Here is a 20,984-nt window from a genome sequence, read left to right as displayed (position 1 = left end):
CTGACGCTACGACTTGGCGTTGGCTGCGACACGGTACACCTCCAGAAGCTCTCGGCCGTAGTAGACGTCGGCGAATCGGCCGCTTCCGGCCCGGGAACTTGCGGACAATGCATTCAGTTCCGATGGCGATCCCAGCAGCCGTCGCAACACGGACAATGCCTCGTCCTCGTTTCGTGCAATGTGTCCCGTGATCCCGTCGACGACAACGTCGGCAACACCGACGCAGTCGATGGCGATGGCGGGAATTCCGGCGGCCTGGGCCTGCATCAGGCCGACCGGCATTCCCTCCCAGCGTGACGTGAAGTACACCAGAGAAGCACTGGCGAGTTCATCGGCGAGGGCCTGCTGGTCCAGCCAGCCGCTGACCGTCCAGCGACCGCTGACATCGGCCTCACCGGTGCCGATCCACCGGAATTCCGCAACGTCGTGCAGTTCGGATGCAGCGCGAACGAATCGCTCCGGTGCCTTCTGCTGGGACCATCGGCCGAGATTGACTACGCGCGGCGGCCGGCTCGGTCGGTGAATCGTCTCGGCAGACCATCGTGAGCCGGAGTCCAGGACGTTTTGCAGGAGGATCGGGCGCGCGCGGAGCTGTTCGGCCGCGACACGGTGTTCATCACGTGAAACGCAATGGATGACATCCGCTCGCCGAGCGAGTCGACGCTCAACGAATTTGAACAGCGCAGCCGCGCGAGGCGCCACATCGTGCCGGAGGAACGAGAAGCCGTGAGGTGAGTAGACGATGGGAATGGAGGACGGTCGAACTCGTCCAACGAATCCCGCGAACGTGGAGTGCAGGTGGACGATGTCCCAGTCTTCACGCAGCAGCTTCGTCATCGCGAGCGCGAGGCCCATGACGCGAAGCGGCCTCGCCCTCCCCGATCCCCATCCCGTCACGATGCGAATCCCAGGGAGAGCGTGTCGCAGTTCGCTCGCGGATGGACTCTCCGGGTGCGGAACATGAAGTACCGTCACGTCACAACCTTCAGCCGAGAGCTTCGACGACATGCGTGCGATGACGTCGAGTACCCCCGTCGCGAGGCACTCGGTCACGTGGAGGATCTTCATCGCGCAGCTCCCAGAGCGGGTTTCACTTCGGTAGATCCCCTTACGCTCTTTCCGCGCGGCGCCTGAGCAACGGCTCGATAGAGCGAGAGATAGCGTTCTGACGCGACCGAGATGTCGAAGAGCTCTCGTGCTCGAGCCGTTGCGCGTTCCTGCCACGCCGTGGGCTCGACGCGGTAGCGAGTGAGGAAGTCCCGTAGCACGCTCGCGAGAACCTCTGGATTACGGGGCGGAACGACCATTCCCGATTCGAGCGCCAGCAGCGAAGAGTCCCCTACGTCGGTCGTGATGACGGGCACGCCGCTTGCCAACGCTTCGATGCCCGCCATGGGTAGCGCTTCACCGTGGGAGCTGGAGATCACCAGGCAATTGGCGCGTGCGAACTCCGTCCCGATCTCGGCCATGGGCCCTCGCAACTCGATCCGTGCTTCTGGCCACTCGCGAACCAATGCGCCGAGGTCGGGGTTATCGGCGGTCATTCCGGATCCAGCGCAGACGAGGATCGGCGCTTCGCCGAGAGATCCGACCGCTTCGAAGAGTGTTGCGTGATCCTTCATGGGATGCCAACGCGCGACGCTGAGGAGCCGTTCGCGAGGGGAACCGTTCCGTGCGTGCTCCTGCCAGCGGTCGATATCGGTCGCGTTGAGGATGGTCTCATCGCACTGCCGTCCGAGCTGTTCGGCCGCGAACGATGCCGCCGAAGGTGAGCATGCGATCAGGGCCGAGTACCGGCGCGAGATGAGGCGCAGCAAACGCGTGACGAAGCGCGATACGGCGCCTGATTCATGTCCCCCGCTCGTGTGAATGGTCGATATCTGCGGGGCAACAGCGCCGGCCGTCAGAGCGACGAGCAAGTCCGATTGGAGAAGGTGGGAGTGGATCACATCAGGTCGGGTCTCGCGGATCAGGTGGCGAAGGCGCCATGCACCACCGAGGACCGCAAGAGGTGAACTCTTCTTCATGTCCAGATAGGTGACGTGACCCGCCACCGCGTCGAGACGTTCGCTCAACGTGTCCCTGCCGAGGAGCACGACGACGTCGACCTGCAGTTCTCGGGCGGCGTGGCGGGCACACAGTTGCTCGATGAGCGTCTGCGCGCCGCCGGTTTCAGCGCTGTTGACCACGTGGAGGATCTTCACGATTGAACTTCTCCTCGGTGCGACGCCTGACGGTAGTGCAGGACGATTCCCATTGCGGCGCCCGGAGCGAGCCACAACCAGTCGGCGCTCTCATAGCTGACTGTCAGTCCAGCGACGACCAGCCACGCAGCCACCACGAACCACCACAGCTGGGTTCTCACAAGCCGGGCGCCGCGGACGATCTGAACGAGCATGATCGCGACCACAGTCATTCCGCCGATGAGGCCGAACTCGACGATGATTCGCACGATGGCGCTGATGGCGTCGCGTGGAATCTGGACGAAGGTGTAGCCACTGAGATCAACCGCCCCCGACTCGAAGCCAGCGGCGAGTCCACCACGCCCCAGTCCGAGAAGCAGGCTGCCGACGTCCGCGCTCCAGTGGCGCACAGCAACGGCGATGGAACCGAGCCGATCGCCCCAGGAGAAATTCGACGCCAAGCCGCGCTCGCCGACGATCCATATCGCGGCAACGACGGCGACGGAGATCAGCAGCAACGCGAGGGTCTGATTCTTGAGGCTCCTCTCCGCCGACATCACGATCGACACGGCGACGAGCCCGAGCCCGAGGATCGCACTGCCCGACTCACTCAACGTGATCACGATTCCGCCGAGCAGGACGGCTGTAGATTCGTGCGCCCGCAGCCTCCCACCGAAGTATCTGCGTACCATCACCATCGTGATGAGTGCGAGGGTGAGGCTTCCCGCCATGAACGATGGCTCCGGGAACTGGGCGAACGGTCGTTGGATGTAGTTGAGGATCGCGTAGCTGTTCGCCTCCACGCTCGCGTAGCCGGGTGCGTCGTACAGCTCGAGGAATGGGATCGTACCCGCGCGGAGGGCAGCGTACTGCACCAATGCGAACAGAGCTGAGACGGTGACCATCAGGGAGATCGCCGTTGCGAACCGTCCGCGCAACGCGAGCACGGCGAGCACTCCAGCGGCAAAGGCTCCCACCAGGTTCAGCCACGTCAAGACGCCGGCGGGTGGAAGGGGTGCCTGAATGAGCAGCGTGGACAGGGCATTGACAACGATCGGAAGGGTGATGAAGAGAGCCAGCGTCCCATCGAGGCGCGGGATCCGAGGTCCGATTATCCATGCGACGAGGCCGAGCAAGGCGCCGACCGACAGGTGCGTGTTCGACCCCAGTGGAATCGCGATGTATGGGAAGAACGAGGCGACCAGCGCGGTGATCACGACTGCGGCGCAGAGACGATTCGGAGTCTTCGCGATAGCGCGCGCCCTATTCGAAGAGGCTGATTGCGACAGCATCCCACTGTGCGGGGGCGGACTGCTTGAAGCCTGTGACATCGGAGTTCCTTGCATACGTCTGAAGTTCCGAGAAGACCCGAGCCAGAGAAGGCACATCCCCCGGCGGCACGAACCGGATACGTGGGTACTCGCCCGCTTGTTCCCGAAGAGCGGGCAGGTCGGAGGCGACGATCTCTCGATCGAATTGCATTGCTTTGGCGAGTACACCGCTCTGGGCAGCGAAGTGGACATACGGCAGAACGATAAGGGGTGCTGCGGCCAGTCGCCCGTTGAACTCGTCGGCCTCGAGGTAGCGAAAGTCGAGAGTCACTCCGGTCGCTGGCGTTATCCGCTTCAGTTCCTCGCCGTAACTCGACGGTTCCGGCGATCCGATGATGCTCAGCCTGGTCGCGGTCGAGAGAGCAGCTTCGATGGCGATCTCGATTCCCTTGTTCGGTCGAACCTCGCCGATGCAGAGCGCCGAGTCCGACGCGTTCGGATGCTCCACCACGGGGCGGGAATCCCCGGGAAGTGCCACGGCTCTCACATCCCGAACTCCCCAGTCCGCCACGGCCGATCGCTGCTCACCGCCGTGGACGGCGATGAGGTCCGCGCGGCGGGCACTGCGCTTCTCCATCCTGAAATGCCATCGATCTCGCAATCCCATGTCGTCTGAGAAGCCGTGCGGCAACGCGTTATGAACGAAGACGATGTTTCGCGTTGTCGGAGCGACGGTCGGGACGCCGTACTTGGTCGACTCCCACAGGACCGTCAAGCCTCCGCGTGACTCGAGTCGCGAAATGTGCGAGCGGATCAGCCTGCGTTCGCGGATCACGTCCATCAGTTGCAGCACCGCCCGGGTGACCCGAGAGCTGGATCGGCGCGGGAGCAGCACTTCGCGCATCTCGAACGCGGACGGGTCCCACCCGGCCGTACTCATCGAGGCGCCCGGCCGGCTCAGGATCGTGCATGCGTCGACGCTGCCCGAGCGGACCGCTGCAGCACCGAGTTCCGCGGCGTGCTCGATCTGCCCGCCATATTCAGTCGGGCAGACGATGAGGAGATGGTGTTCCGGCATGGTCCTCTCTTCCGCGTCGGGTGCATGCTCGGCCGCTGCATCAGCCACGCCGCTGGCGGCAGACTCGACGGCGTGATGGTTCACGAATCGCTGATCGATGACCATTCACACCGCACCGGTCGGCTCAACGACGGCTCGAACCGTGCGCCACAAGATGACGAGATCCGCCATCATCGACCAGTTCTCGACGTAGTACAGGTCGAGGCGGATTGCGTCGTCCCATGCGAGGTCTGAGCGCCCGCTCACCTGCCATAGGCCGGTGATTCCGGGCTTCATGAACAGGCGGCGGTGCGCGTAGTCCTCGTAGAGGGCAACCTCGGCGGGGCGCTGCGGGCGCGGGCCGACCAAGCTCATGTCGCCACGGAGCACGTTGAAGAACTGGGGCAGTTCGTCGAGCGAGTAGCGGCGGATGAACCGACCGACCGACGTGATGCGCGGGTCGTCGTTCACCTTGAAGAGCGGGCGGTCCGACGTGCCCTGCGCGTCGAGCAGGCTCTTCAACTGGTCGTCAGCGCCGCTGACCATCGACCGGAACTTGAGCATGCGGAAAGGTTCGCCGCGAAGTCCGATCCGCTCCTGGCTGTAGAAGACCGCCCCGGTGCTCGTCGCCTTCACGGCGGCCGCGACCGCCAGCATGATCGGCGCGAACAGCACGATCAGTACGAGGGACCCGATGACGTCGAACGCGCGCTTGGTCGTTGCCTTGCCGCCGTCGAACGACGGGTACTCGACGTGGATGAGCGGGAGTCCGGCGACCGGGCGCGCGTGCAGGCGCGGCCCCGCGACATCCGTCAACGCCGGTGCCACGATGAGGCTGACCGAGCGTTCCTCCAACTCCCAACCGAGCTCTCGAAGTTGCTGCGGGTCGACCTCGTCGGAACCGGTGTACACGATCGTATCCACCCCGGTCTCCTCAATCGCTGCGAGCACGTCGGCGAGTGCGCCGACCACCGGGATGCCGTCGCCCAGGTCGCGATCCACCGAGCCGTGATCGGTCACCGCGCCGATGATGGAGATGCCGACCTCGGCATGGCGCGCCATCTGCAGTGCGACATGCTCGGCCTTCGTCCGCTCGCCGACCAGGAGTGCGCGGTGCGAGAATGCGCCCCTCTCCCGCTGACGGTTCAACCACTGCCGCCACACCCAGCGGCCGAAGAGCAGCAGCACGAGCCCGATGGGGAACGCGATCAGGAGGTAGCCGCGGCCGATCGCCGATTGAGTGAGGAAGGCGATGATCGCGAGCAGCCCGAAAGTCCGGAAACTCGCGTCGGCGATGCGCTTGTACTCGAGGCTGCCGCTTCCGACGATTCTCGGGTCGCGGGTGGCGAGCAGCTTGAGGGCGAGCATCCACGCCACGATCAGCGCGATCGACACGGCCGTGTACGTCACTGCGAAGTCGCGTTCGCCGGCCCCGTAAGTGTCGAGCGCCGCACCGCGGCCGCCGAAACGCACCCACTGCGAGCCCAGCACCGCGATAGTCACGCCGAGGAGATCGGTGGCGAAGAGCCGCATCGCGTACTCGCGCTGCCAGCGCGTCACGAGCATGTGCGGCGCGAGCGCCGGGACGGAATCGGATCCACGGGTCAGAGCCATGAGCTGCCACCATCCGTCGAGATGCCGACGCGGTCGCCGGCCCACACCCACATCGAGCCGTCGTCGCCGATGCCGACCGCGACGGCACCCGCCGGAACGGCGGCATCGAGGCATCCACCGGCCACGCCGACCTGGGCCACGCCCGCGGCGAGCGTCACCGTCGCGAGCTGCGCCCCCACGCAGCCGCCCTGGTCGACTAGTACAACGTGGTACCCGTCGGCCGCCGCCGAGATCGCCGCCGCACCGATCAGCGGTCCGGCCGCCGCGAGCCAGGTCGCTCCGCCGTCGATTGTCGCATGTACGGTGTCGTCGGTACACAGCAGGGCCGCGGAATCCGCGTCGACGGCGGCCAGCTGCTCGACCGCGCCGCACGGAGCCGACAGCTCGCCGGCGGGTGTCAGCAGGGTCGCCGGGTTCGCGGGATCGACGTACCATGACGCCGCGAGCTCCCCCGGTGCGGACTCCCACTCTGCCCCGCTGGTCCAGCTCTGTTCGTACACCGGCCCGCAGCCCTCAGCCGCAAGCCCCAAGACCGAGACGAAGGCCTCACCGTCCCATCCGACCCACTGCGCCGCCGACACGGTGGCGGCCGCTATGGGCGCCCATGTCGCGCCGCCGTCAGTCGTCACCTCGACCGTAGTCGGCTCCGGGCAGGTCGACGCGGTCGCACGGATGGCGGAGCTCGCGTCGATCGCGGTCAGGACGCGGCTTGCGCCGACTCCTGCGGGCGCCGGCGACGGCGCAGTCGGCTCGGCCGACGGTTCCGCGGACGGCGCCGGTTCGAGCGACTCGGTCGGCGGAGCGACCGCCCCTGGCGTGGCGCCCGCCTCGGGCACGACGCGATTCACGCTGAGGGCCAGCCCAACCGCCGCCAGCGTCACCACCGCGAGCACCGAGAGCAGGACGGCGCTCGCGACTTGTCGCGAACGCGCCGACCTGAAGCGCGGACGTGGAGCTGCTGCCATGCCACTACCCGCGCCTTGCGGCGCGCGCGAGCAGGGCGACGGCGATCTCGACGGCGGGCACGATCTGGGCCGCTGACTGCTCGTACACCGTCGCGGAACGTCGGTAGGGGTCGACGACGTCGGCGTCGTCGGGCGACGCGAACGGCGCGGCCACACCGCGAAGGGAGGCGGCAGCGGTCACGGCGGCGCGGAGGCGCGAGCGCTCGTCGTCCCCGTCGAACGGACCGCTCGACGCCTCGAGATCGGAGTCCGTCACCTCGCGGGCGAGGTGCGCGAACTCACGCAGCGTGAAGGCCTTGCGCGTCGCCGCGGGAACGAGCTCGACGACGGCTCGACGGTGCTCGCGCGCCATCCCGAGCACGAGGTCGGCCTCGCGGATGGCTTGCTCGTCGAGCTGGCGGGCGCGGTGAGAGTGCGCGTCGGCGATGCCGTAGCGCGTGGACAGGTCGAGCGCCTCAACAGGCATGCCCTCACCCACCATGGCGATCGTCCCGGCGCTCGACACGCTGACTTGGGTGCCACCGACACCGTGACGGAGGAGCTGCTCGGCGAAGGGAGACCGGCAGATGTTCCCCGAGCACACGGTGAGGATGCGGAACGTCATGCGTTGCCCCGGAATCCCTCGGCGGTCTCGACCTCGTGCGCGACGCCGTACGTGTACTCGCCGTAGCCGTAGCTGTCTGGCCCCTTCGTGGGCAGCATCGTGACGACCACGCCGAGCAGGCGGCTGCCGATCGCCTCGAGCGAGCGCACCGCGGCGGCGAGCTGCGGCTTGCGCGTCGAACCCGACGCGGCGATGAGGATGGCACCGCTGGTGAGCTTCGACACCACCGCCGCGTCGGTGACGAGGAGCAGGGGCGGGGCGTCGATGAGCACGTAGTCGAACTGACTGGTCAGCGTGTTCAGGAGTCGCTCCATCGAGGCCGACCCCAGCAGCTCGCTCGGGTTCGGCGGGATCCGGCCGGACGGGAGCACGTAAAGATAACCGCGACCCCATTTCTGCATCACGTCGACGAGTTCGGCTCGGCCGATCAGCACGTCGGTGAGACCGACACCGCCCTCGATGCCGAGGTAGTCAGCGAGCTTCGGCAGGCGCAGGTCGCCGTCGAGGAGCGCGACCTTCGCCCCGGTCTCGGCGAGGGAAATGGCGAGATTCGCAGTCGTGGTCGACTTGCCCTCGCCCGGACCGGCGCTCGTGATGACGAAGCTCCGCGAGCCACCTTCGACGTTGACGAACTGCAGGTTCGTGCGAAGGCTTCGGAAGGACTCGGCTCGCGGGTTCCGCGGGTCGGCGTGGACGATGAGCGGTCGACTCTGCGCGTCGGGATCGAGCGCGATGCCGCCCAGCAGCGGTTTATCGGTCACCTGCTCGATGTCGTGAAGCGAATGGATACGCGTGTCGAGCACGGTCCGCAGGACGGCGATGCCGACGCCAAGCGCGAGCCCGACCAGACCCCCCAGCGCCAGGTTGAGCGGCACATTCGGACTCGCCGCGTGTTCGGGCACGACCGCCGGTTGGATCGTCTCGATCTTGACCAGGCTCGCCGCGTCGCCCTCGGGCTTCTCGAGGTCGTTCACGACCACGTCGGCGAACGTGCGGCCGATCGAGTTCGCGATCTCGGCCGCCCGCTCGGGATCGCTGTCGGTGAAGGCAATCTCGATGAGGACCGTGTTGACGGGTGAGCTCGCCTCGATCGCCTCGGCGAGCTCTGCGCTCGTCTCCTCCAGCGAGAGCTCTGCGATGACGCGGTCGAGCACGATGCCGCTGTCGACCACGTCGACATAGCTCGTCACCGCTTGGCGCGCGAAATTCGTGCCCTGCACGAGGTCGCCGGTCACCGAGCTGTCGCCGGCGCGAACCGAGACGTAGAGCTCGGTCGTCGCCTCGTACTTCGGGGTCACGAGGATCGAATACGCCGCGGCGGCGGAAACTCCGAGCAGCAGGGTGGCGAGGATGAGCACCCAGTTCCTGTGGAGGATGCGCACGTAATCGCGGAGTTCCAAGTCGTGCTTCCCTTCGTCGCAGCGGGACGCACTCCGCTGCGCCTTCGCCAGCCCGAACAAACGAGCAACCCGCGTGCGCACGCGGGTGTGATGAGGAGTCTACCCTCCGCTGGTAACCCCGTTGACCGGTATGAACCATTCCCCAGTTCCAGGGCCACACCCGGGCTTCCCGCGGCCGGGGCTCGAACCGCCGTGCGACGGCGCCTCAGCCTCCCTGTCGTCCCGTGGGCGTAGGATGCCTGCACCGCACCGGTGCGGGCGCGACATCCGGCCGGTGCACGACGACGGAGGTGGGCATGACGGGCATCCGCAGCGCCGGGCAGATGGAGCGCTTCCGAGAACTGCTGCTCGCGGAACGCCGCGAAGCGGAGGAGCGGCTCCTGTCGCAGAGCGAGGGGATCACGGCAGTCCGCGAGGCTCGATCCGACGGATCCGTCGACGACGAGCACGACCCCGACGGCCCGACGATGAGCCAGGAGTGGTCGCAGCGCACTGCGGTGCTGCACGACGTCGAGCACGAGCTCGCCGACATCGACCGCGCGCTCGCCCGGATCGACGCCGGCACCTACGGTATCTGCGAGCGCTGCGGCCAGAAGATCTCGGTCGGCCGGCTCGAGGCGCGCCCGACGGCGACCCTTTGCATCGACTGCGCGCGCCTGGTTCGCTGACTCATCGGCGCGACGGTCAGCGCGCCGGCTCGGCGACCTCGTCGCGGCCGGCAGCCGCCCCGCGCGATGGCGGCGCATCGACCGTCACGACCTCGACAGGGGCGACGGATGCCGCGTCCCGCGCGCCGGCGAGCCCGTCGAAGCCGCGCAGCACCAGCGGACTCGCACCGAGCACCGCGTAGAGCACGGCCGCTCCGGCGAGCGCTGGAACGAGTCCGAACGCGTCGACGGCCACGCCCGCCGCGAACGCCCCGATCGGCATCGAGGCGGCCACGCCCGAGGTGATCGCCCCGAACACACGCGCGCGCATGCCGTCGGGCACGACCGCGAACAGCGCGGTCGCGATCATCGGGTTCAGCGCTCCCGCCGCCAGGCCCGACACCGCGAGGACCGCGTACAGCACGCCGGTCGGCACCTCGAGCGCCATCGCCAGGTACGGCGGCGTTCCGGCCAGCACGAAGCATGCGGCGAACATGAGCCGGCCGGAGCCGCGATGTCCGACCGCTCCGAACAGCGCCGACCCGGCGAGGGCACCGGCCGCGAAGCAGCCGATCATGAAGCCGAGCGCGGCGGGGTCGCCGAGCACCCGGGAGGCGTACACCGGCTTGAGGACCGTCATGCCCGCCGCATCGATCGCGTTCGTGAGCGTGACGAGCAGGACGACGGCCCGCGCCAGCGGCGTGCGGGCGATGAAGCGGATGCCCGCGACGAATCCTGCGGTGCTCGACCCGGCGTCGGTCGGCTCGGCCTCGATCGCCGCGATGGAGGCGCGGCGCCGCGCGGGCACGAGCAGGGCGACGAGCAGGGCCGACACGGCGAACCCCGCGGCGTCCGCGAGCAACGCGACCATCGGGCTCGCGAACGCGACGAGCGCGCCCGCGCTGCCCGCGCCCACCATGGTCGCGGTGCGCTGCACCGCCGACTGCGCGCCGGCGGCACGGGCGAGCGGCGTGCCGGCGAGCGCCGCGAGCTCGGGCATGAGCACGGTCTTCGCGGTGTCGCCGGGCGGGTCGAGGAGGCCGCCGAGGAACACGAGGGCGAGGAGCGCTCCGAACGAGAGCAGGCCCGCGGCGTCGAGCAGCGGGATCGCCAGCACGGTCGCGCCGCTCGCGACATCCGCCGCGATGCTCGACGCGCGAAACCCGAACCGGTCGACGAGCACGCCGCCGAACGCGCCGCCGATCACGAGCGGCACGGTTGCGAAGATCCCTGCCACGCCGGCGGCGAGCGGCGATCCGGTCTGCTGGAGCACGATGAGCGGGATTGCCACGATCGCGATCGCGTTGCCGCCGAGGGAGCACAGCTGCGCCGCGAACAGGGCGATCAGCGGGATGCGACGCCGATCGGCCCCAGGTACGGGATCGGCGTGGCCGCGGCTCATGCGTCGCTCCGTGGGAAGGCGTGCGTGATCCAGCGCACCGCGCGCGTCCCGTCGCGCGGGTCGCGACCGCGAGCCCACCACTTCTCGCGCACCGCCGCGAGGTCGGCGGCCAGCTCCCGGAACTCCTCGATGGTGAGCTGCGCGGAGCCGTCGCTCGCGTCGGAGGCCGCGACCCACTCGGGCTCGAGGGATGCCTCGGCCTCGAGCGCGCCGAGCAGCTCGCGGTGGTACGCCTCGAGCACCGCGCGGCGCATCGCGTCGGATGCCGCGTGCCGCTCGGGATCGTCGAGGAACTCTTCGGTGCGCCAGCTCGTCACCTCGTGCGAGGCCCGCCACCAGCGTTCTCGGCGGTCGCGCGCCAGCTCGGGCGCGGGTTCGACGAAGCCGTGCTTCGCGAGCGTCGAGAGGTGATAGCTGACGGACCCCGCCGCTTCGCCCGTACGCTCGGCGAGCATGCCGACCGTGGCCGGCCCGTCCACTCGCAGCATGCCGAGGATCCGCAGCCGCACGGGATGCGCGAGAGCCCGCATGGGGCCCGCCTCACGCAGTTGGACGCGGGTGCTCTCCTCGGGCGACGACTGATCCATGTCGCCGAGCCTACTTTCACAAGATCCCTTGTACAAGAGTTCTTGTAGATATCGAGGACCCTGGCGTCAGCCCGCGATGACCTCCACCGTCTGCCGGGCGATCTCGAGCTCCTCGTTCGTCGGCACCACGAGCACCTGCGTGCGCGATCCCTCGGCCGAGATCGTGCGTGCCTCGCGCGACCGCTCCGAATTGCGCGTCGCATCGATCTCGACGCCGAAGCCCTCGAGCCCGGCGAGCGCGCGGCGCCGCACCTCCGCCGCGTTCTCCCCCACGCCGGCGGTGAACACGATGGCATCGACCCGGCCGAGCTGCGCCGCGTAAGCCCCGACGTACGAGCGGATCCGGTGGCAGTACACCTCGAGCGCGAGCTCGGCGCGTGCGTCGCCCGACTCCGCCGCCCCGACGAGGTCGCGCATGTCACGGTGCCCGCCGAGGCCGAGGATGCCGCTGCGCTTGTTGAGCAGGTCGTCGACCTCGTCGACGTCGAGTCGCGCGCGCCGCTGCAGGTGCAGCAGCACGGCCGGGTCGAGGTCGCCCGAGCGCGTGCCCATCACGAGTCCCTCGAGCGGGGTCATCCCCATGCTCGTCTCGACCGAACGGCCGGCGTCGACGGCGCACGCCGAGGCGCCGTTGCCGAGGTGCAGCACGATCAGCTTGAGCTCCTCGATCGGGCGTCCCAGGTACGCCGCCGCCGCGTGTGAGACGTACCGGTGGGATGTGCCGTGGAACCCGTAGCGGCGCACGCGGTGCCGCTCGGCGACCTCCCGGTCGATCGCGTAGGTGTACGCCGCAGGCGGCATGGTCTGGTGGAACGCGGTGTCGAACACGGCGACGTGCGGGACGTCGGGGAACGCGCGCTCCGCCGCGACGATGCCCGCCAGGTTCGCCGGATTGTGCAGCGGCGCGAGCACCGAGAGCTCGTCGATGTTGATCTTCACGAGCTCGGTGATCACGGTGGGCTCGAAGAACCTCGCGCCGCCCTGCACGACGCGGTGCCCGACGGCGACGGGCGGGTGCGCCTCGAGCGACGGCCCGTGGTCGGCGAACGCGCGCAGCATCCACGCGAACGCGGCGTCGTGATCGGGGATGGCGAGCTCATCGCGCAACTCGCGGCCCGTGGCATCCGAATGGGTCGCGAGCCCCTCGGGCTGGCCGATGCGCTCGACGAGCCCGGTGGCGAGCGCCTCGCCCTCCTCGACGTCGAGGAGCTGGTACTTCAGCGACGACGACCCCGAATTGACGACGAGGACCGTGGTCATGACGCGGCCGTCCGTGACTCGAGCTGGTCGAGCGGGCCGGCCGAGTGGTGGAGTCCATCGCCCGCGGCGGCCTGGATCGCCGTGATCGCGACCGTGTTCACGATGTCCTGGACGAGCGCGCCGCGCGAGAGGTCGTTGACCGGCTTCCGCAGGCCCTGCAGCACCGGCCCGATCGCCACGGCACCGGCCGAACGCTGGACGGCCTTGTAGGTGTTGTTGCCCGTGTTGAGGTCGGGGAAGATGAACACGGTCGCCCGCCCCGCGACATCCGACCCCGGCAGCTTGGTGCGCGCCACCGCGGCGTCGGCCGCCGCGTCGTACTGGATCGGCCCCTCGACGGGCAGTTCGGGGGCGCGTTCGCGCACCAGGTCGGTCGCCCGCCGCACCTTGTCGACGTCGGCGCCGTAGCCCGACTCGCCGGTCGAGTACGAGAGCATCGCCACGCGCGGCTCGATCCCGAACTCTGCCGCGGTCGCGGCCGACGAGATCGCGATGTCGGCGAGCTGCTCGGCCGTCGGGTCGGGCACGATCGCGCAATCGCCGTACACGAGCACGCGGTCGGCGAGCGCCATGAGGAACACGCTGGAGACGACCTCGACGCCCGGCCTGGTCTTGATGATCTCGAACCCGGGACGGATCGTGTGCGCGGTCGTGTGCATCGCCCCGGACACCATGCCGTCGGCCAGGCCGAGCTCGACCATCATCGTGCCGAAGTACGAGACGTCCTGCACGGTGTCGCGCGCCTGCTCGAGCGTGAGGCCCTTGTGCGCGCGACGCCGCTGGTACTCGTCGGCGAAGCGGTACACGAGCACGTGGTCGTGGTTCGAGAGCACGGTCGCCCTCGAGATGTCGAGGCCGAGCCCGATCGCGCGGGCGCGGATCTCGATCTCCTCGCCGAGGATCGTGAGATCGGCGACATCGCGCGCGAGCAGCGTGGCCGCGGCGCGCAGGATGCGGTCGTCGTAGCCCTCGGGCAGCACGATGTGCTTGCGCACCTGCCGGGCCCGCGCGAGCAGCCCGTACTCGAACATCAGCGGGGTCACCACGTCGGTGGTCGCGACATCCAGCCGATCGAGCAGCGCCTGGCCGTCGACGTGCTTCTCGAAGAGCGCGAGCGCGGTGTCGCGCTTGCGCTGCGACTCGGCCGCGAGCCGGCCGCGCGTCGAGGTGATCGCGAGCGCGGTGTCGTAGGTCGTGAGCTGGGTGCGGATGATCGGCAGCCCCGACTTCAGGCCCTCGATGAGCCGCTCGACCGTCTCGGAGACGGGGAATCCGCCGTTCAGCACGATGCCCGAGATCGATGGGAACGTCGCCGACGAGTTCGCGGTCAGCACGCCGAGCAGCACCTCACTGCGATCGCCCGGCACGATCACGACCGACCCCTCGATGAGACGGACCAGCACGTTCTCCATCGACATCGCCGCGATCACCACGCCGAGCGCCTCGCGCTCGAGCAGCTCGGGATCGCCCGCGTACAGCTCGCCGCCGAGGGCGTGCATGATGCTGCGCATCGAGGGCGCGACCAGGAACTCGTCTTCGGGGATGGCCCAGACCGCGACGGATGGTGCAGCCCCGGCCTCGCCCTCGGTGCGAGCGGATGTCGCGACATCCGCTGCCCCGCCGGCCGCCGACCGCACCGCCTCGACCACCTGGTCGAGCCGATCGGGATCGGCGCGGTTCGCGACGATGCCGAGCAGTGTCGCGTGCTCGCGCGCGAGTTCCTCGACCGCGAGCTCGGTGAGCTGCGCCAGCTCGTCGGGCGTGCGCGCATCCGTGTAGCCGAGGCGCTCGCTCGCGCCGCGACCATGCGGCACGCGTCCGCCGACGACGAGGAGCACGGGCGCCCCGAGATTCGCCGCGATCCGCGCGTTGAAGGCCAACTCGGTGGGGCTCGCGACATCCGTGTAGTCGGACCCGATCACGACCACCACGTCGCAGCGCGACTCGACCGCCTTGAAGCGGCGCACGATCGTCGCGAGCGCGCCCTCGGGATCGGCGTGCACGTCCTCGTAGGTCGCGCCGATCGCGTCGTGGTACCCGAGCGCGATCACGCCGTCGTGCGCGAGCAGCAGCTCGAGCACGTAGTCGTCCTCTTCCGAGGAACGGGCGATCGGACGGAACACCCCGACGCGGGTCGCGCGCCGGCTCAACGTGTCGACCGCGCCGAGTGCGACGGTGGACTTGCCGGTGTTCCCTTCCGCGGAGCAGATGTAGATGCTGTGCGCCACGCCCGCCAGCCTATTGTCCGCGTGGGCGGCCCCGCTGGGAATCCGGGGCGAGTGCGGCTGCGCCGGCCTACGCGGTTCGCGGGGGTCGCGCGCTCGGGTAGACTGTCCGACGGCTCCTCGCGTGGCGCCATCCAGGCCAACTCCCCCAGGGCGGAAACGCAGCAAGGGTAACCGGGCTCTGGCGGGTGCGCGAGGGGTCCCAGGAGGATTCGCCTAGTGGCCTATGGCGCACGCTTGGAAAGCGTGTTGGGTGAAAGCCCTCGGGGGTTCGAATCCCCCATCCTCCGCCGATTGAGTACGTGAAACCCGGGTGACGCGCAGCGCCCGCACCGGGGTTCGAATCCCCCATCCTCCGCCGATTGAGTCAGCCCCGCACATCGCTCCGGCGCGCCGAAATCACCCCCGAACGGGTGTGGCAGCGACCGCACGGATCCGCGAAGATTCGCCCAACCCGGCCAATGCAGCGCAGCGGGTCGCTCTCCGCCCTCGCCGCGCGAGAAGGGGAGAACATGTCCGCATCCAGCCCGATCCGCCGGCGCGGCATGGTCGCCGCCGCCGCTGCCGCGGCTCTCGCCGCCTCAGTCGTCGCCGCACCATCGGCGATGGCGCGCCCTCTCGAGAACGTCAAGTTCACCGAAGAGGACTCGTTCACGGACATGAACTTCTGCGACGTGGGACTCACGGTGCAGGTCGATTCGACGGCCGAGGTGCACGTGCTCTTCAACTCCCGCAAGCCGGGCACCGCGCCGTTCTTCAAGGCGAACGTCGCGGGCGTCACGACCTATACGGGTCCGGGCGGCGTCGTCACCGAACGCGTGCGTACCGTGGACAAGGACCTGAAGATCACCGACAACGGCGACGGCACGATGACGATCCTCGTGCTCGCGACCGGGAACGCGGCCGTGTACGACGAGTCGGGCAAGGCCATCGCACGCAACCCGGGCCAGGTCCGGTACGAGGTCCTCATCGACTACGGCGACGACATCACCGACCCGTCCGACGACGTGTTCCTCGAGTTCCTCGGCCTGGTGAAGGGCTCGACCGGACGCACGGACGACTTCTGCGCGGCGGTGCTGCCGATCCTCGAATAGCGCCCGACGTCGCTCTCGCCGGCGCCGAAGCGGACCCCGTCGTCCGCACGCGCATCCGCGCCGCGCGCGCAAGTCCTCCTTAATGCCGAATAGCGGCTCCCGCGGCATCGGCGGGATCATGGATCTGATGTCAACGGCAACTGTGGTCATGGTGGGAAGTGGGGACGCAGGGGGCTTCCGCACCGACCCGACGTCGACAGAGGGCCGGGGTCTCAGGGTGCACACCCTGAGACCCCGCCGCACCCTCGCGCGCAGCATCGGCCTGCCGGTGCTCGCGCTCGCGCTGCCGCTGCTCGTCACGATCGCGTGGGTGCTGCGCCCCCTCGGACCCGTCCTCGTCGTCGGCGCCGTCCTTGCGGCGACGGCGCTCGGCGCACTCGCCCTCGCGGCCTGGGTCCGATACCAGCGCACCGAGGCGGCCGTCAGCCCGCACGGCATCGTGGAGCGCGGGTTCTTCGGGCGCATGCACAGCGTGGCGCGGCGCGATGTCGCCGGCGTGCTCCGACTCGAGACGTATCGCGGCGACACCCTGGAAACCGTGAAGCAGCTCTTCGTGGTCGACGCGGAAGGTCGGTGCGTGTTCCGCATGCGCGGGACCTTCTGGGACGACGCGTCGATGGACCTCGTCTCGGAGATCCTGGGCGTCGACGAGGTGGTTCGCGCGGAGCCGGTCACGATGTCCGAGCTCCGGGCGACCGACCCGAAGCTGCTGTACTGGTTCGAGGGCCACGGGCTACGCCGCAGGTGACGGCGAGGCGGATGGCGCGCCATCCGCTCAGCGCGTGGTGATGCCGAGCAGGGGCGCGTCGGGTCGGCTCGACGCGAGTTCGTGGAAGCCCAGCCGTTCGTAGAAGGCGCGCGCCCCGGTGTTCGCCGGATCCAGGCCGAGGTGCACCGCGGGCACGCCCCGCTGGGCGAGCGCATCCCGAAGCCGGTCGATGAGCCGCCGGCCGAGGCCCTGCCCGTGGTAGCGCGAAAGGAGGTCGATATGCAGGTGCGCCGGGTACGCGTCGAGCTCGGCGATGCGCATGCGCTCGGGATCACCCCCATCGGCGATGAGCTCTGCCTCGGTGTATGCCGGCCGGTGCGTCGTCGGCGGCGCGGGCATCGGGTGACGCCGACGGAACCCCGGCGCCCACTCGCGCGCGTACCAGTCGATGAAGTCGGCCGTGTCGGCGACTCCGAGCACGTATCCGCCGACGACTCCGCCGTCGTCGACCACGAACGCGAGGTCTGGCGCGTACTCGACGTACGGCAGCGCGTACACCTCGGGCATCAACGTGTCGTCGCCGTAGACGCCCGTCGCGTCGCCGCCGCCCGCCGCGGTGAGCAGGCAGATGCGCGCGAGCGCATCGTGGTCCGCCGCGCGGTACGGGCGGATCACGGGCGCCCGCCCCGCGGCATCCGTCATCGCCGCTTGGCCATGCCGAACAGGCCCGTGAGGACCTGCCCGATGATCTTCTGCGTCTGCTTCGAGCCGAGCACCTGCTCGAGCGCCGATCGCTCGGGCGTGCGCGATCGCGAGCGCGAGGTGCCGGAGGTCCGCTTCATCATCCGGTCGTACTCGGCCTGCGCCTTCTTCTCGGCCTTCTCCTGGTCGGCGCGGATCTTCGCCTGCATCTTCGCGTACTCGGCATCGGCCTCGGCCTGCGCCTTCGCGGCCTCGGCAGCGTCCGCGGCGGCCGCGGCATCCGCCATCTTCTTCGTCAGCAGCTCGTGCGCGGACTCGCGGTCGATCGCGGTGCCGTACTTCGCCAGCAGCGGGGATGCCGCGACGGCGGCGTCGATCGCGGCGTCGGGGCTCGGCGACATCGACGCCTGGGGTGCGCGCAGCCGCGTCCAGGCGACAGGGCTCGGTGCGCCCTTCTCGTTCATGACCGTGACGATGGCCTCGCCGGTGCCGAGCACGGTGAGCGTCTCCTCGAGGTCGTAGCCGGAGTTCGGGTACGTCGAGACGGTCGCGCGCAGCGCCTTGGCGTCGTCGGGCGTGAACGCCCGCAGCTGGTGCTGCACACGCGAGCCGAGCTGCGCGAGCACGTCGCCCGGAACGTCCTTCGGGGTCTGCGTGACGAAGAACACGCCGACGCCCTTGGAACGGATGAGGCGCACGGTCTGCACGACCTGCGCGAGGAACTCCTGCGAGGCGTCGCGGAACAGCAGGTGCGCCTCGTCGAAGAAGAAGACGAGCTTGGGCTTGTCGAGGTCGCCGACCTCGGGCAGGCCGCCGTACAGGTCGGCGAGCAGCCACATGAGGAACGTCGAGTACAACGCCGGCTTGTCGGCGACGCCGGGCACCTCGAGGAGGCTGATGACGCCGCGGCCGTCGGCGGCGCTGCGAAGGAACTCGGCCGTGTCGATCTCGGGCTCGCCGAAGAACACGTCGGCACCCTGGTCGGCGAACGCGATCAGCTCGCGCAGGATGACGCCGACCGTCGCCTTCGACAGGCCGCCGAGCCCCTCGAGCTCGTCCTTGCCCTCGTCGCTCACGAGGTACGCGAGCACGGCGCGCAGGTCGTCGAGGTCGAGGAGCGCGAGGCCGTTCCTGTTGGCGTAGTGGAACACGAGTCCGAGGCTGGACTCCTGCGTCTCGTTGAGCCCGAGCACCTTGCTCAGCAGGAGCGGTCCGAATCCCGAGATCGTCGCGCGGATCGGGATGCCCCGGCCGACCCCGCCGAGGGAGTAGAACTCGGTCGGGAAGCTCGCGGGCGTCCACTCCTGGCCGATGCCGGTCGTTCGCTTCAGGAGCTTCTCGTTGCCCTCGCCCGGCGTGGCGACCCCGGAGAGGTCGCCCTTGATGTCGGCGGCGAACACGGCGACGCCGTTGGCCGCGAGCTGCTCGGCGAGCACCTGCAGCGTGCGGGTCTTGCCCGTGCCGGTCGCGCCGGCGACGAGGCCGTGCCGGTTGGTCATCGCGAGCGGGATGCGCACGGGCACGCCGGGCAGGGGCTCGCCGTTGACCAGCGCACCCATCTCGAGGGCGGCGCCCTCGAAGGCGTATCCGGCGCGGATGGCCTCGACCTCGTCGGCGGAGAGCGGCCCGGCGGGCGTCGCGGCGGCGGGGGTCGCGGCGGCGACGGATGGCGCGGGCGCCGGATCGTCCGCGGCCGGCGCGCTCGCAGCATCCGGTGTCGCCTTCGCTGCTGCCGCCTGCGCGTCGGCCGCCGCCTTCGCGAGCGCCGCGGCCTCCTCGGCCTTGCGGATCGCTTCCTGCGCCTGCTGCTGCAGCGCCTCGGCCGCTGCCGCGGCGGCGGCGGCCGCCTCCTGTGCCTGCTTCACCACGTCGTCCGACATGGGCCTACCCTAGCCGCGGGCCGCAGCCCGGAGCCGGAATACTGGAGCGGTGAGCGACCTCGGACCCGTGGACCCCGGACACGGCGCAGACCTCGCGTGGCTGCGGCGGTGGCGGCTGCACCAGGACGGCGACGCGGTGACCACCGCGTCCAGCCGGCTCATCCCGGTGAGCACCGAGGAGGGCACGCCCGCGATGCTCAAGATCGCGCACGTCGAGGAGGAGGCTCGCGGCGCCGACCTCCTCGTCGCGCTCGACGGGCACGGTGCGGCTCGCGTCCTCCGACGCGACGGGCGCGCGCTGCTCCTCGAACGCGCGATGGGCGATGGCGACCTCGTCGAGATGGTGCGCGCCGGGTCGGATGACGAGGCGACGCGCATCGTGTGCTCGGTCGCCCGGCGACTCCACGGGCAGACCGAGCGCGTGCTGGCCGCGCCGACGCCGCCCGACCTGGTCGATCTCGAGAGGTGGTTCCGCTTGCTCTTCGAGCACGCCGACGAGCTGGAGCCGCTCCATCGAGCCGGCGCGTCGATCGCCCGTCGGCTGCTCGACGAACCGGGCGAGCCGGTGGTGCTGCACGGCGACCTGCACCACGCGAACGTGCTCGACTTCGGCGACCACGGCTGGCTCGCGATCGATCCCAAGGGCCTGATCGGCGACGCCGAGTTCGACGTGTGCAACCTGCTCTGCAATCCCCACGACCTGGCGCTCGCGCCCGGTCGCCTCGCCCGGCAGTTCGCCGTCGTCGTCGAGGCGACGGGCTTCGACGAGCGTCGGCTGCGCGACTGGCTGGTCGCCTGGTGCGCGCTCTCGTCGACGTGGTTCGCGCTCGACGACGACCCCGATCGCGCCGTCGCGGTGGCCCGGATCGGCGAGCTCGCCGCCGGCCTCGACGGGGGCGCATTCGCCTGAGCCGGCGCGCCCGGGGCAATGGTGGTGCCCGGTCCGCGGCATCCAGCCAAACCCGGAGGATACCCCCAGGGTATCTGCTAGACTCGCCCGCATGGCTTCCGTGAACATCACCCACGACACCATCGAGTCGACCGTCAGCGACAACGACATCGTGCTGCTCGACTTCTGGGCCGAGTGGTGCGGTCCGTGCCGCATGTTCGGGCCCATCTTCGAGAAGGCCTCCGAGCAGCACGGCGACGTCGTGTTCGGCAAGGTCGACACCGAGGCCGAGCAGGCCCTCGCGGCCGGCTTCGGCATCACCTCCATCCCCACGCTCGTGGTCTTCCGCCAGGGCATCATCGTCTTCGCCCAGCCCGGCGCGCTCAACGGCGCCCAGCTCGAGCAGGTGGTCCAGGGCGCGAAAGCGCTCGACATGGACGACGTGCGGCGCCGGATCGCCGAGCAGCAGGCCGCAGGCGCACAAGCCTGATCCTG

19 protein-coding genes, 1 tRNA gene and 1 other RNA gene are annotated in these 20,984 nt (G+C 69.5%); 7 read left to right on the top strand and 14 right to left on the bottom strand.

Translation table 11 applies throughout. The annotated features are described in order from the left end of the window. Nucleotides 1-6 precede the first annotated feature (6 nt). The 8 genes from ACFQ58_RS11840 to ACFQ58_RS11805 are packed head-to-tail and all read right to left on the bottom strand — an operon-like array spanning nt 7 to nt 9,094. Nucleotides 7-1,068, bottom strand: a complete 1,062-nt coding sequence (locus ACFQ58_RS11840) for a glycosyltransferase (protein WP_376951305.1) — start codon at nt 1,066-1,068, stop codon at nt 7-9. Beyond that, complete coding sequence (locus ACFQ58_RS11835) at nt 1,065-2,204, bottom strand: glycosyltransferase (protein ID WP_376951304.1); 1,140 nt, start codon at nt 2,202-2,204, stop codon at nt 1,065-1,067. Before ACFQ58_RS11835 ends, ACFQ58_RS11840 begins: the two co-directional genes overlap by 4 nt. Next, entirely contained in the window at nt 2,201-3,400 is a 1,200-nt protein-coding gene (locus ACFQ58_RS11830; protein WP_376951303.1) for a hypothetical protein, read from the bottom strand. Before ACFQ58_RS11830 ends, ACFQ58_RS11835 begins: the two co-directional genes overlap by 4 nt. A gap of 46 nt (nt 3,401-3,446) precedes the next feature. Continuing rightward, the gene (locus tag ACFQ58_RS11825; protein ID WP_376951302.1) at nt 3,447-4,637 is read right to left on the bottom strand and encodes a glycosyltransferase; all 1,191 of its coding nucleotides are present in this window, start codon (nt 4,635-4,637) and stop codon (nt 3,447-3,449) included. Beyond that, on the bottom strand, nt 4,638-6,125 hold the full coding sequence (locus ACFQ58_RS11820; RefSeq protein WP_376951301.1) for a sugar transferase: 1,488 nt from the start codon (nt 6,123-6,125) through the stop codon (nt 4,638-4,640). Next, nucleotides 6,116-7,090, bottom strand: coding sequence for a hypothetical protein (locus ACFQ58_RS11815; protein WP_376951300.1), 975 nt, complete (start codon nt 7,088-7,090; stop codon nt 6,116-6,118). Before ACFQ58_RS11815 ends, ACFQ58_RS11820 begins: the two co-directional genes overlap by 10 nt. A gap of 4 nt (nt 7,091-7,094) precedes the next feature. Next, on the bottom strand, nt 7,095-7,694 hold the full coding sequence (locus ACFQ58_RS11810) for a low molecular weight phosphatase family protein (protein ID WP_376951299.1): 600 nt from the start codon (nt 7,692-7,694) through the stop codon (nt 7,095-7,097). Then, a complete protein-coding gene (locus tag ACFQ58_RS11805) occupies nt 7,691-9,094 on the bottom strand; it encodes a polysaccharide biosynthesis tyrosine autokinase (RefSeq protein WP_376951298.1) in 1,404 nt (467 codons plus the stop codon). The genes ACFQ58_RS11810 and ACFQ58_RS11805 overlap by 4 nt, the downstream gene beginning before the upstream one ends. Nucleotides 9,095-9,390: 296 nt before the next feature. On the opposite strand from ACFQ58_RS11805, the gene ACFQ58_RS11800 reads away from it, so the two are divergent. Further along, nucleotides 9,391-9,762, top strand: a complete 372-nt coding sequence (locus ACFQ58_RS11800; protein WP_376917486.1) for a TraR/DksA family transcriptional regulator — start codon at nt 9,391-9,393, stop codon at nt 9,760-9,762. Between the two features lie 16 nt (nt 9,763-9,778). Here ACFQ58_RS11800 and ACFQ58_RS11795 read toward each other — a convergent pair whose 3' ends face one another. The 4 genes from ACFQ58_RS11795 to pta all read right to left on the bottom strand — a co-directional run bounded on the left by ACFQ58_RS11795 (nt 9,779) and on the right by pta (nt 15,218). Then, nucleotides 9,779-11,143 (bottom strand): MFS transporter, encoded by a 1,365-nt coding sequence (locus tag ACFQ58_RS11795; RefSeq protein ID WP_376951297.1) that lies wholly within the window; start codon nt 11,141-11,143, stop codon nt 9,779-9,781. After that, complete coding sequence (locus tag ACFQ58_RS11790) at nt 11,140-11,730, bottom strand: ArsR/SmtB family transcription factor (protein WP_376951296.1); 591 nt, start codon at nt 11,728-11,730, stop codon at nt 11,140-11,142. Before ACFQ58_RS11790 ends, ACFQ58_RS11795 begins: the two co-directional genes overlap by 4 nt. Nucleotides 11,731-11,796: 66 nt before the next feature. Further along, a complete protein-coding gene (locus ACFQ58_RS11785) occupies nt 11,797-12,990 on the bottom strand; it encodes an acetate/propionate family kinase (RefSeq protein WP_376951295.1) in 1,194 nt (397 codons plus the stop codon). Beyond that, nucleotides 12,987-15,218, bottom strand: a complete 2,232-nt coding sequence (gene pta, locus ACFQ58_RS11780) for a phosphate acetyltransferase (RefSeq protein ID WP_376951294.1) — start codon at nt 15,216-15,218, stop codon at nt 12,987-12,989. Before pta ends, ACFQ58_RS11785 begins: the two co-directional genes overlap by 4 nt. Before the next feature lie 108 nt (nt 15,219-15,326). Here pta and ffs point away from each other — a divergent pair. The 4 genes from ffs to ACFQ58_RS11760 all read left to right on the top strand — a co-directional run bounded on the left by ffs (nt 15,327) and on the right by ACFQ58_RS11760 (nt 17,057). Next, nucleotides 15,327-15,423, top strand: an RNA gene (gene ffs, locus ACFQ58_RS11775) — signal recognition particle sRNA small type. Continuing rightward, nucleotides 15,421-15,505, top strand: a tRNA-Ser gene (locus ACFQ58_RS11770). Before ffs ends, ACFQ58_RS11770 begins: the two co-directional genes overlap by 3 nt. A gap of 222 nt (nt 15,506-15,727) precedes the next feature. Continuing rightward, nucleotides 15,728-16,309 carry a hypothetical protein gene (locus tag ACFQ58_RS11765; protein WP_376951293.1) on the top strand — a complete coding sequence of 194 codons (582 nt, stop codon included), beginning with the start codon at nt 15,728-15,730 and terminating at the stop codon, nt 16,307-16,309. Nucleotides 16,310-16,526: 217 nt separating this feature from the next. After that, nucleotides 16,527-17,057 (top strand): hypothetical protein, encoded by a 531-nt coding sequence (locus ACFQ58_RS11760; protein ID WP_376951292.1) that lies wholly within the window; start codon nt 16,527-16,529, stop codon nt 17,055-17,057. 27 nt (nt 17,058-17,084) lie between these two features. Here ACFQ58_RS11760 and ACFQ58_RS11755 read toward each other — a convergent pair whose 3' ends face one another. Together ACFQ58_RS11755 and ACFQ58_RS11750 are read right to left on the bottom strand one after the other, a co-directional pair. Continuing rightward, entirely contained in the window at nt 17,085-17,720 is a 636-nt protein-coding gene (locus tag ACFQ58_RS11755; protein WP_376951291.1) for a GNAT family N-acetyltransferase, read from the bottom strand. Beyond that, the gene (locus ACFQ58_RS11750) at nt 17,717-19,600 is read right to left on the bottom strand and encodes a helicase HerA-like domain-containing protein (RefSeq protein ID WP_376951290.1); all 1,884 of its coding nucleotides are present in this window, start codon (nt 19,598-19,600) and stop codon (nt 17,717-17,719) included. The genes ACFQ58_RS11755 and ACFQ58_RS11750 overlap by 4 nt, the downstream gene beginning before the upstream one ends. A 49-nt stretch (nt 19,601-19,649) precedes the next feature. Here ACFQ58_RS11750 and ACFQ58_RS11745 point away from each other — a divergent pair, with 49 nt between their 5' ends. Continuing rightward, the gene (locus tag ACFQ58_RS11745; RefSeq protein ID WP_376951289.1) at nt 19,650-20,510 is read left to right on the top strand and encodes an aminoglycoside phosphotransferase family protein; all 861 of its coding nucleotides are present in this window, start codon (nt 19,650-19,652) and stop codon (nt 20,508-20,510) included. A 91-nt stretch (nt 20,511-20,601) separates the two neighbouring features. Then, entirely contained in the window at nt 20,602-20,979 is a 378-nt protein-coding gene (gene trxA / locus ACFQ58_RS11740; protein WP_376951288.1) for a thioredoxin, read from the top strand. Nucleotides 20,980-20,984 lie beyond the last annotated feature (5 nt).

The sequence above is a fragment of the Agromyces sp. NPDC056523 genome (genome assembly GCF_042794545.1).
Classification (GTDB): Bacteria; Actinomycetota; Actinomycetes; order Actinomycetales; family Microbacteriaceae; genus Agromyces.
The sequence above is the reverse complement of the archived record's forward strand: the minus strand, read 5'-3'. Positions and strand labels throughout refer to the sequence as shown.

Coding starts and splice junctions, on each gene's coding strand:
- ACFQ58_RS11840 (WP_376951305.1), bottom strand. CDS start 1,068: ATGAAGATCCTCCACGTGACCGAGTGCCTCGCGACGGGGGTACTCGAC.
- ACFQ58_RS11825 (WP_376951302.1), bottom strand. CDS start 4,637: ATGGTCATCGATCAGCGATTCGTGAACCATCACGCCGTCGAGTCTGCC.
- ACFQ58_RS11820 (WP_376951301.1), bottom strand. CDS start 6,125: ATGGCTCTGACCCGTGGATCCGATTCCGTCCCGGCGCTCGCGCCGCAC.
- ACFQ58_RS11815 (WP_376951300.1), bottom strand. CDS start 7,090: ATGGCAGCAGCTCCACGTCCGCGCTTCAGGTCGGCGCGTTCGCGACAA.
- ACFQ58_RS11810 (WP_376951299.1), bottom strand. CDS start 7,694: ATGACGTTCCGCATCCTCACCGTGTGCTCGGGGAACATCTGCCGGTCT.
- ACFQ58_RS11800 (WP_376917486.1), top strand. CDS start 9,391: ATGACGGGCATCCGCAGCGCCGGGCAGATGGAGCGCTTCCGAGAACTG.
- ACFQ58_RS11795 (WP_376951297.1), bottom strand. CDS start 11,143: ATGAGCCGCGGCCACGCCGATCCCGTACCTGGGGCCGATCGGCGTCGC.
- ACFQ58_RS11790 (WP_376951296.1), bottom strand. CDS start 11,730: ATGGATCAGTCGTCGCCCGAGGAGAGCACCCGCGTCCAACTGCGTGAG.
- ACFQ58_RS11785 (WP_376951295.1), bottom strand. CDS start 12,990: ATGACCACGGTCCTCGTCGTCAATTCGGGGTCGTCGTCGCTGAAGTAC.
- ACFQ58_RS11765 (WP_376951293.1), top strand. CDS start 15,728: ATGTCCGCATCCAGCCCGATCCGCCGGCGCGGCATGGTCGCCGCCGCC.
- ACFQ58_RS11755 (WP_376951291.1), bottom strand. CDS start 17,720: ATGACGGATGCCGCGGGGCGGGCGCCCGTGATCCGCCCGTACCGCGCG.
- ACFQ58_RS11750 (WP_376951290.1), bottom strand. CDS start 19,600: ATGTCGGACGACGTGGTGAAGCAGGCACAGGAGGCGGCCGCCGCCGCC.
- trxA (WP_376951288.1), top strand. CDS start 20,602: ATGGCTTCCGTGAACATCACCCACGACACCATCGAGTCGACCGTCAGC.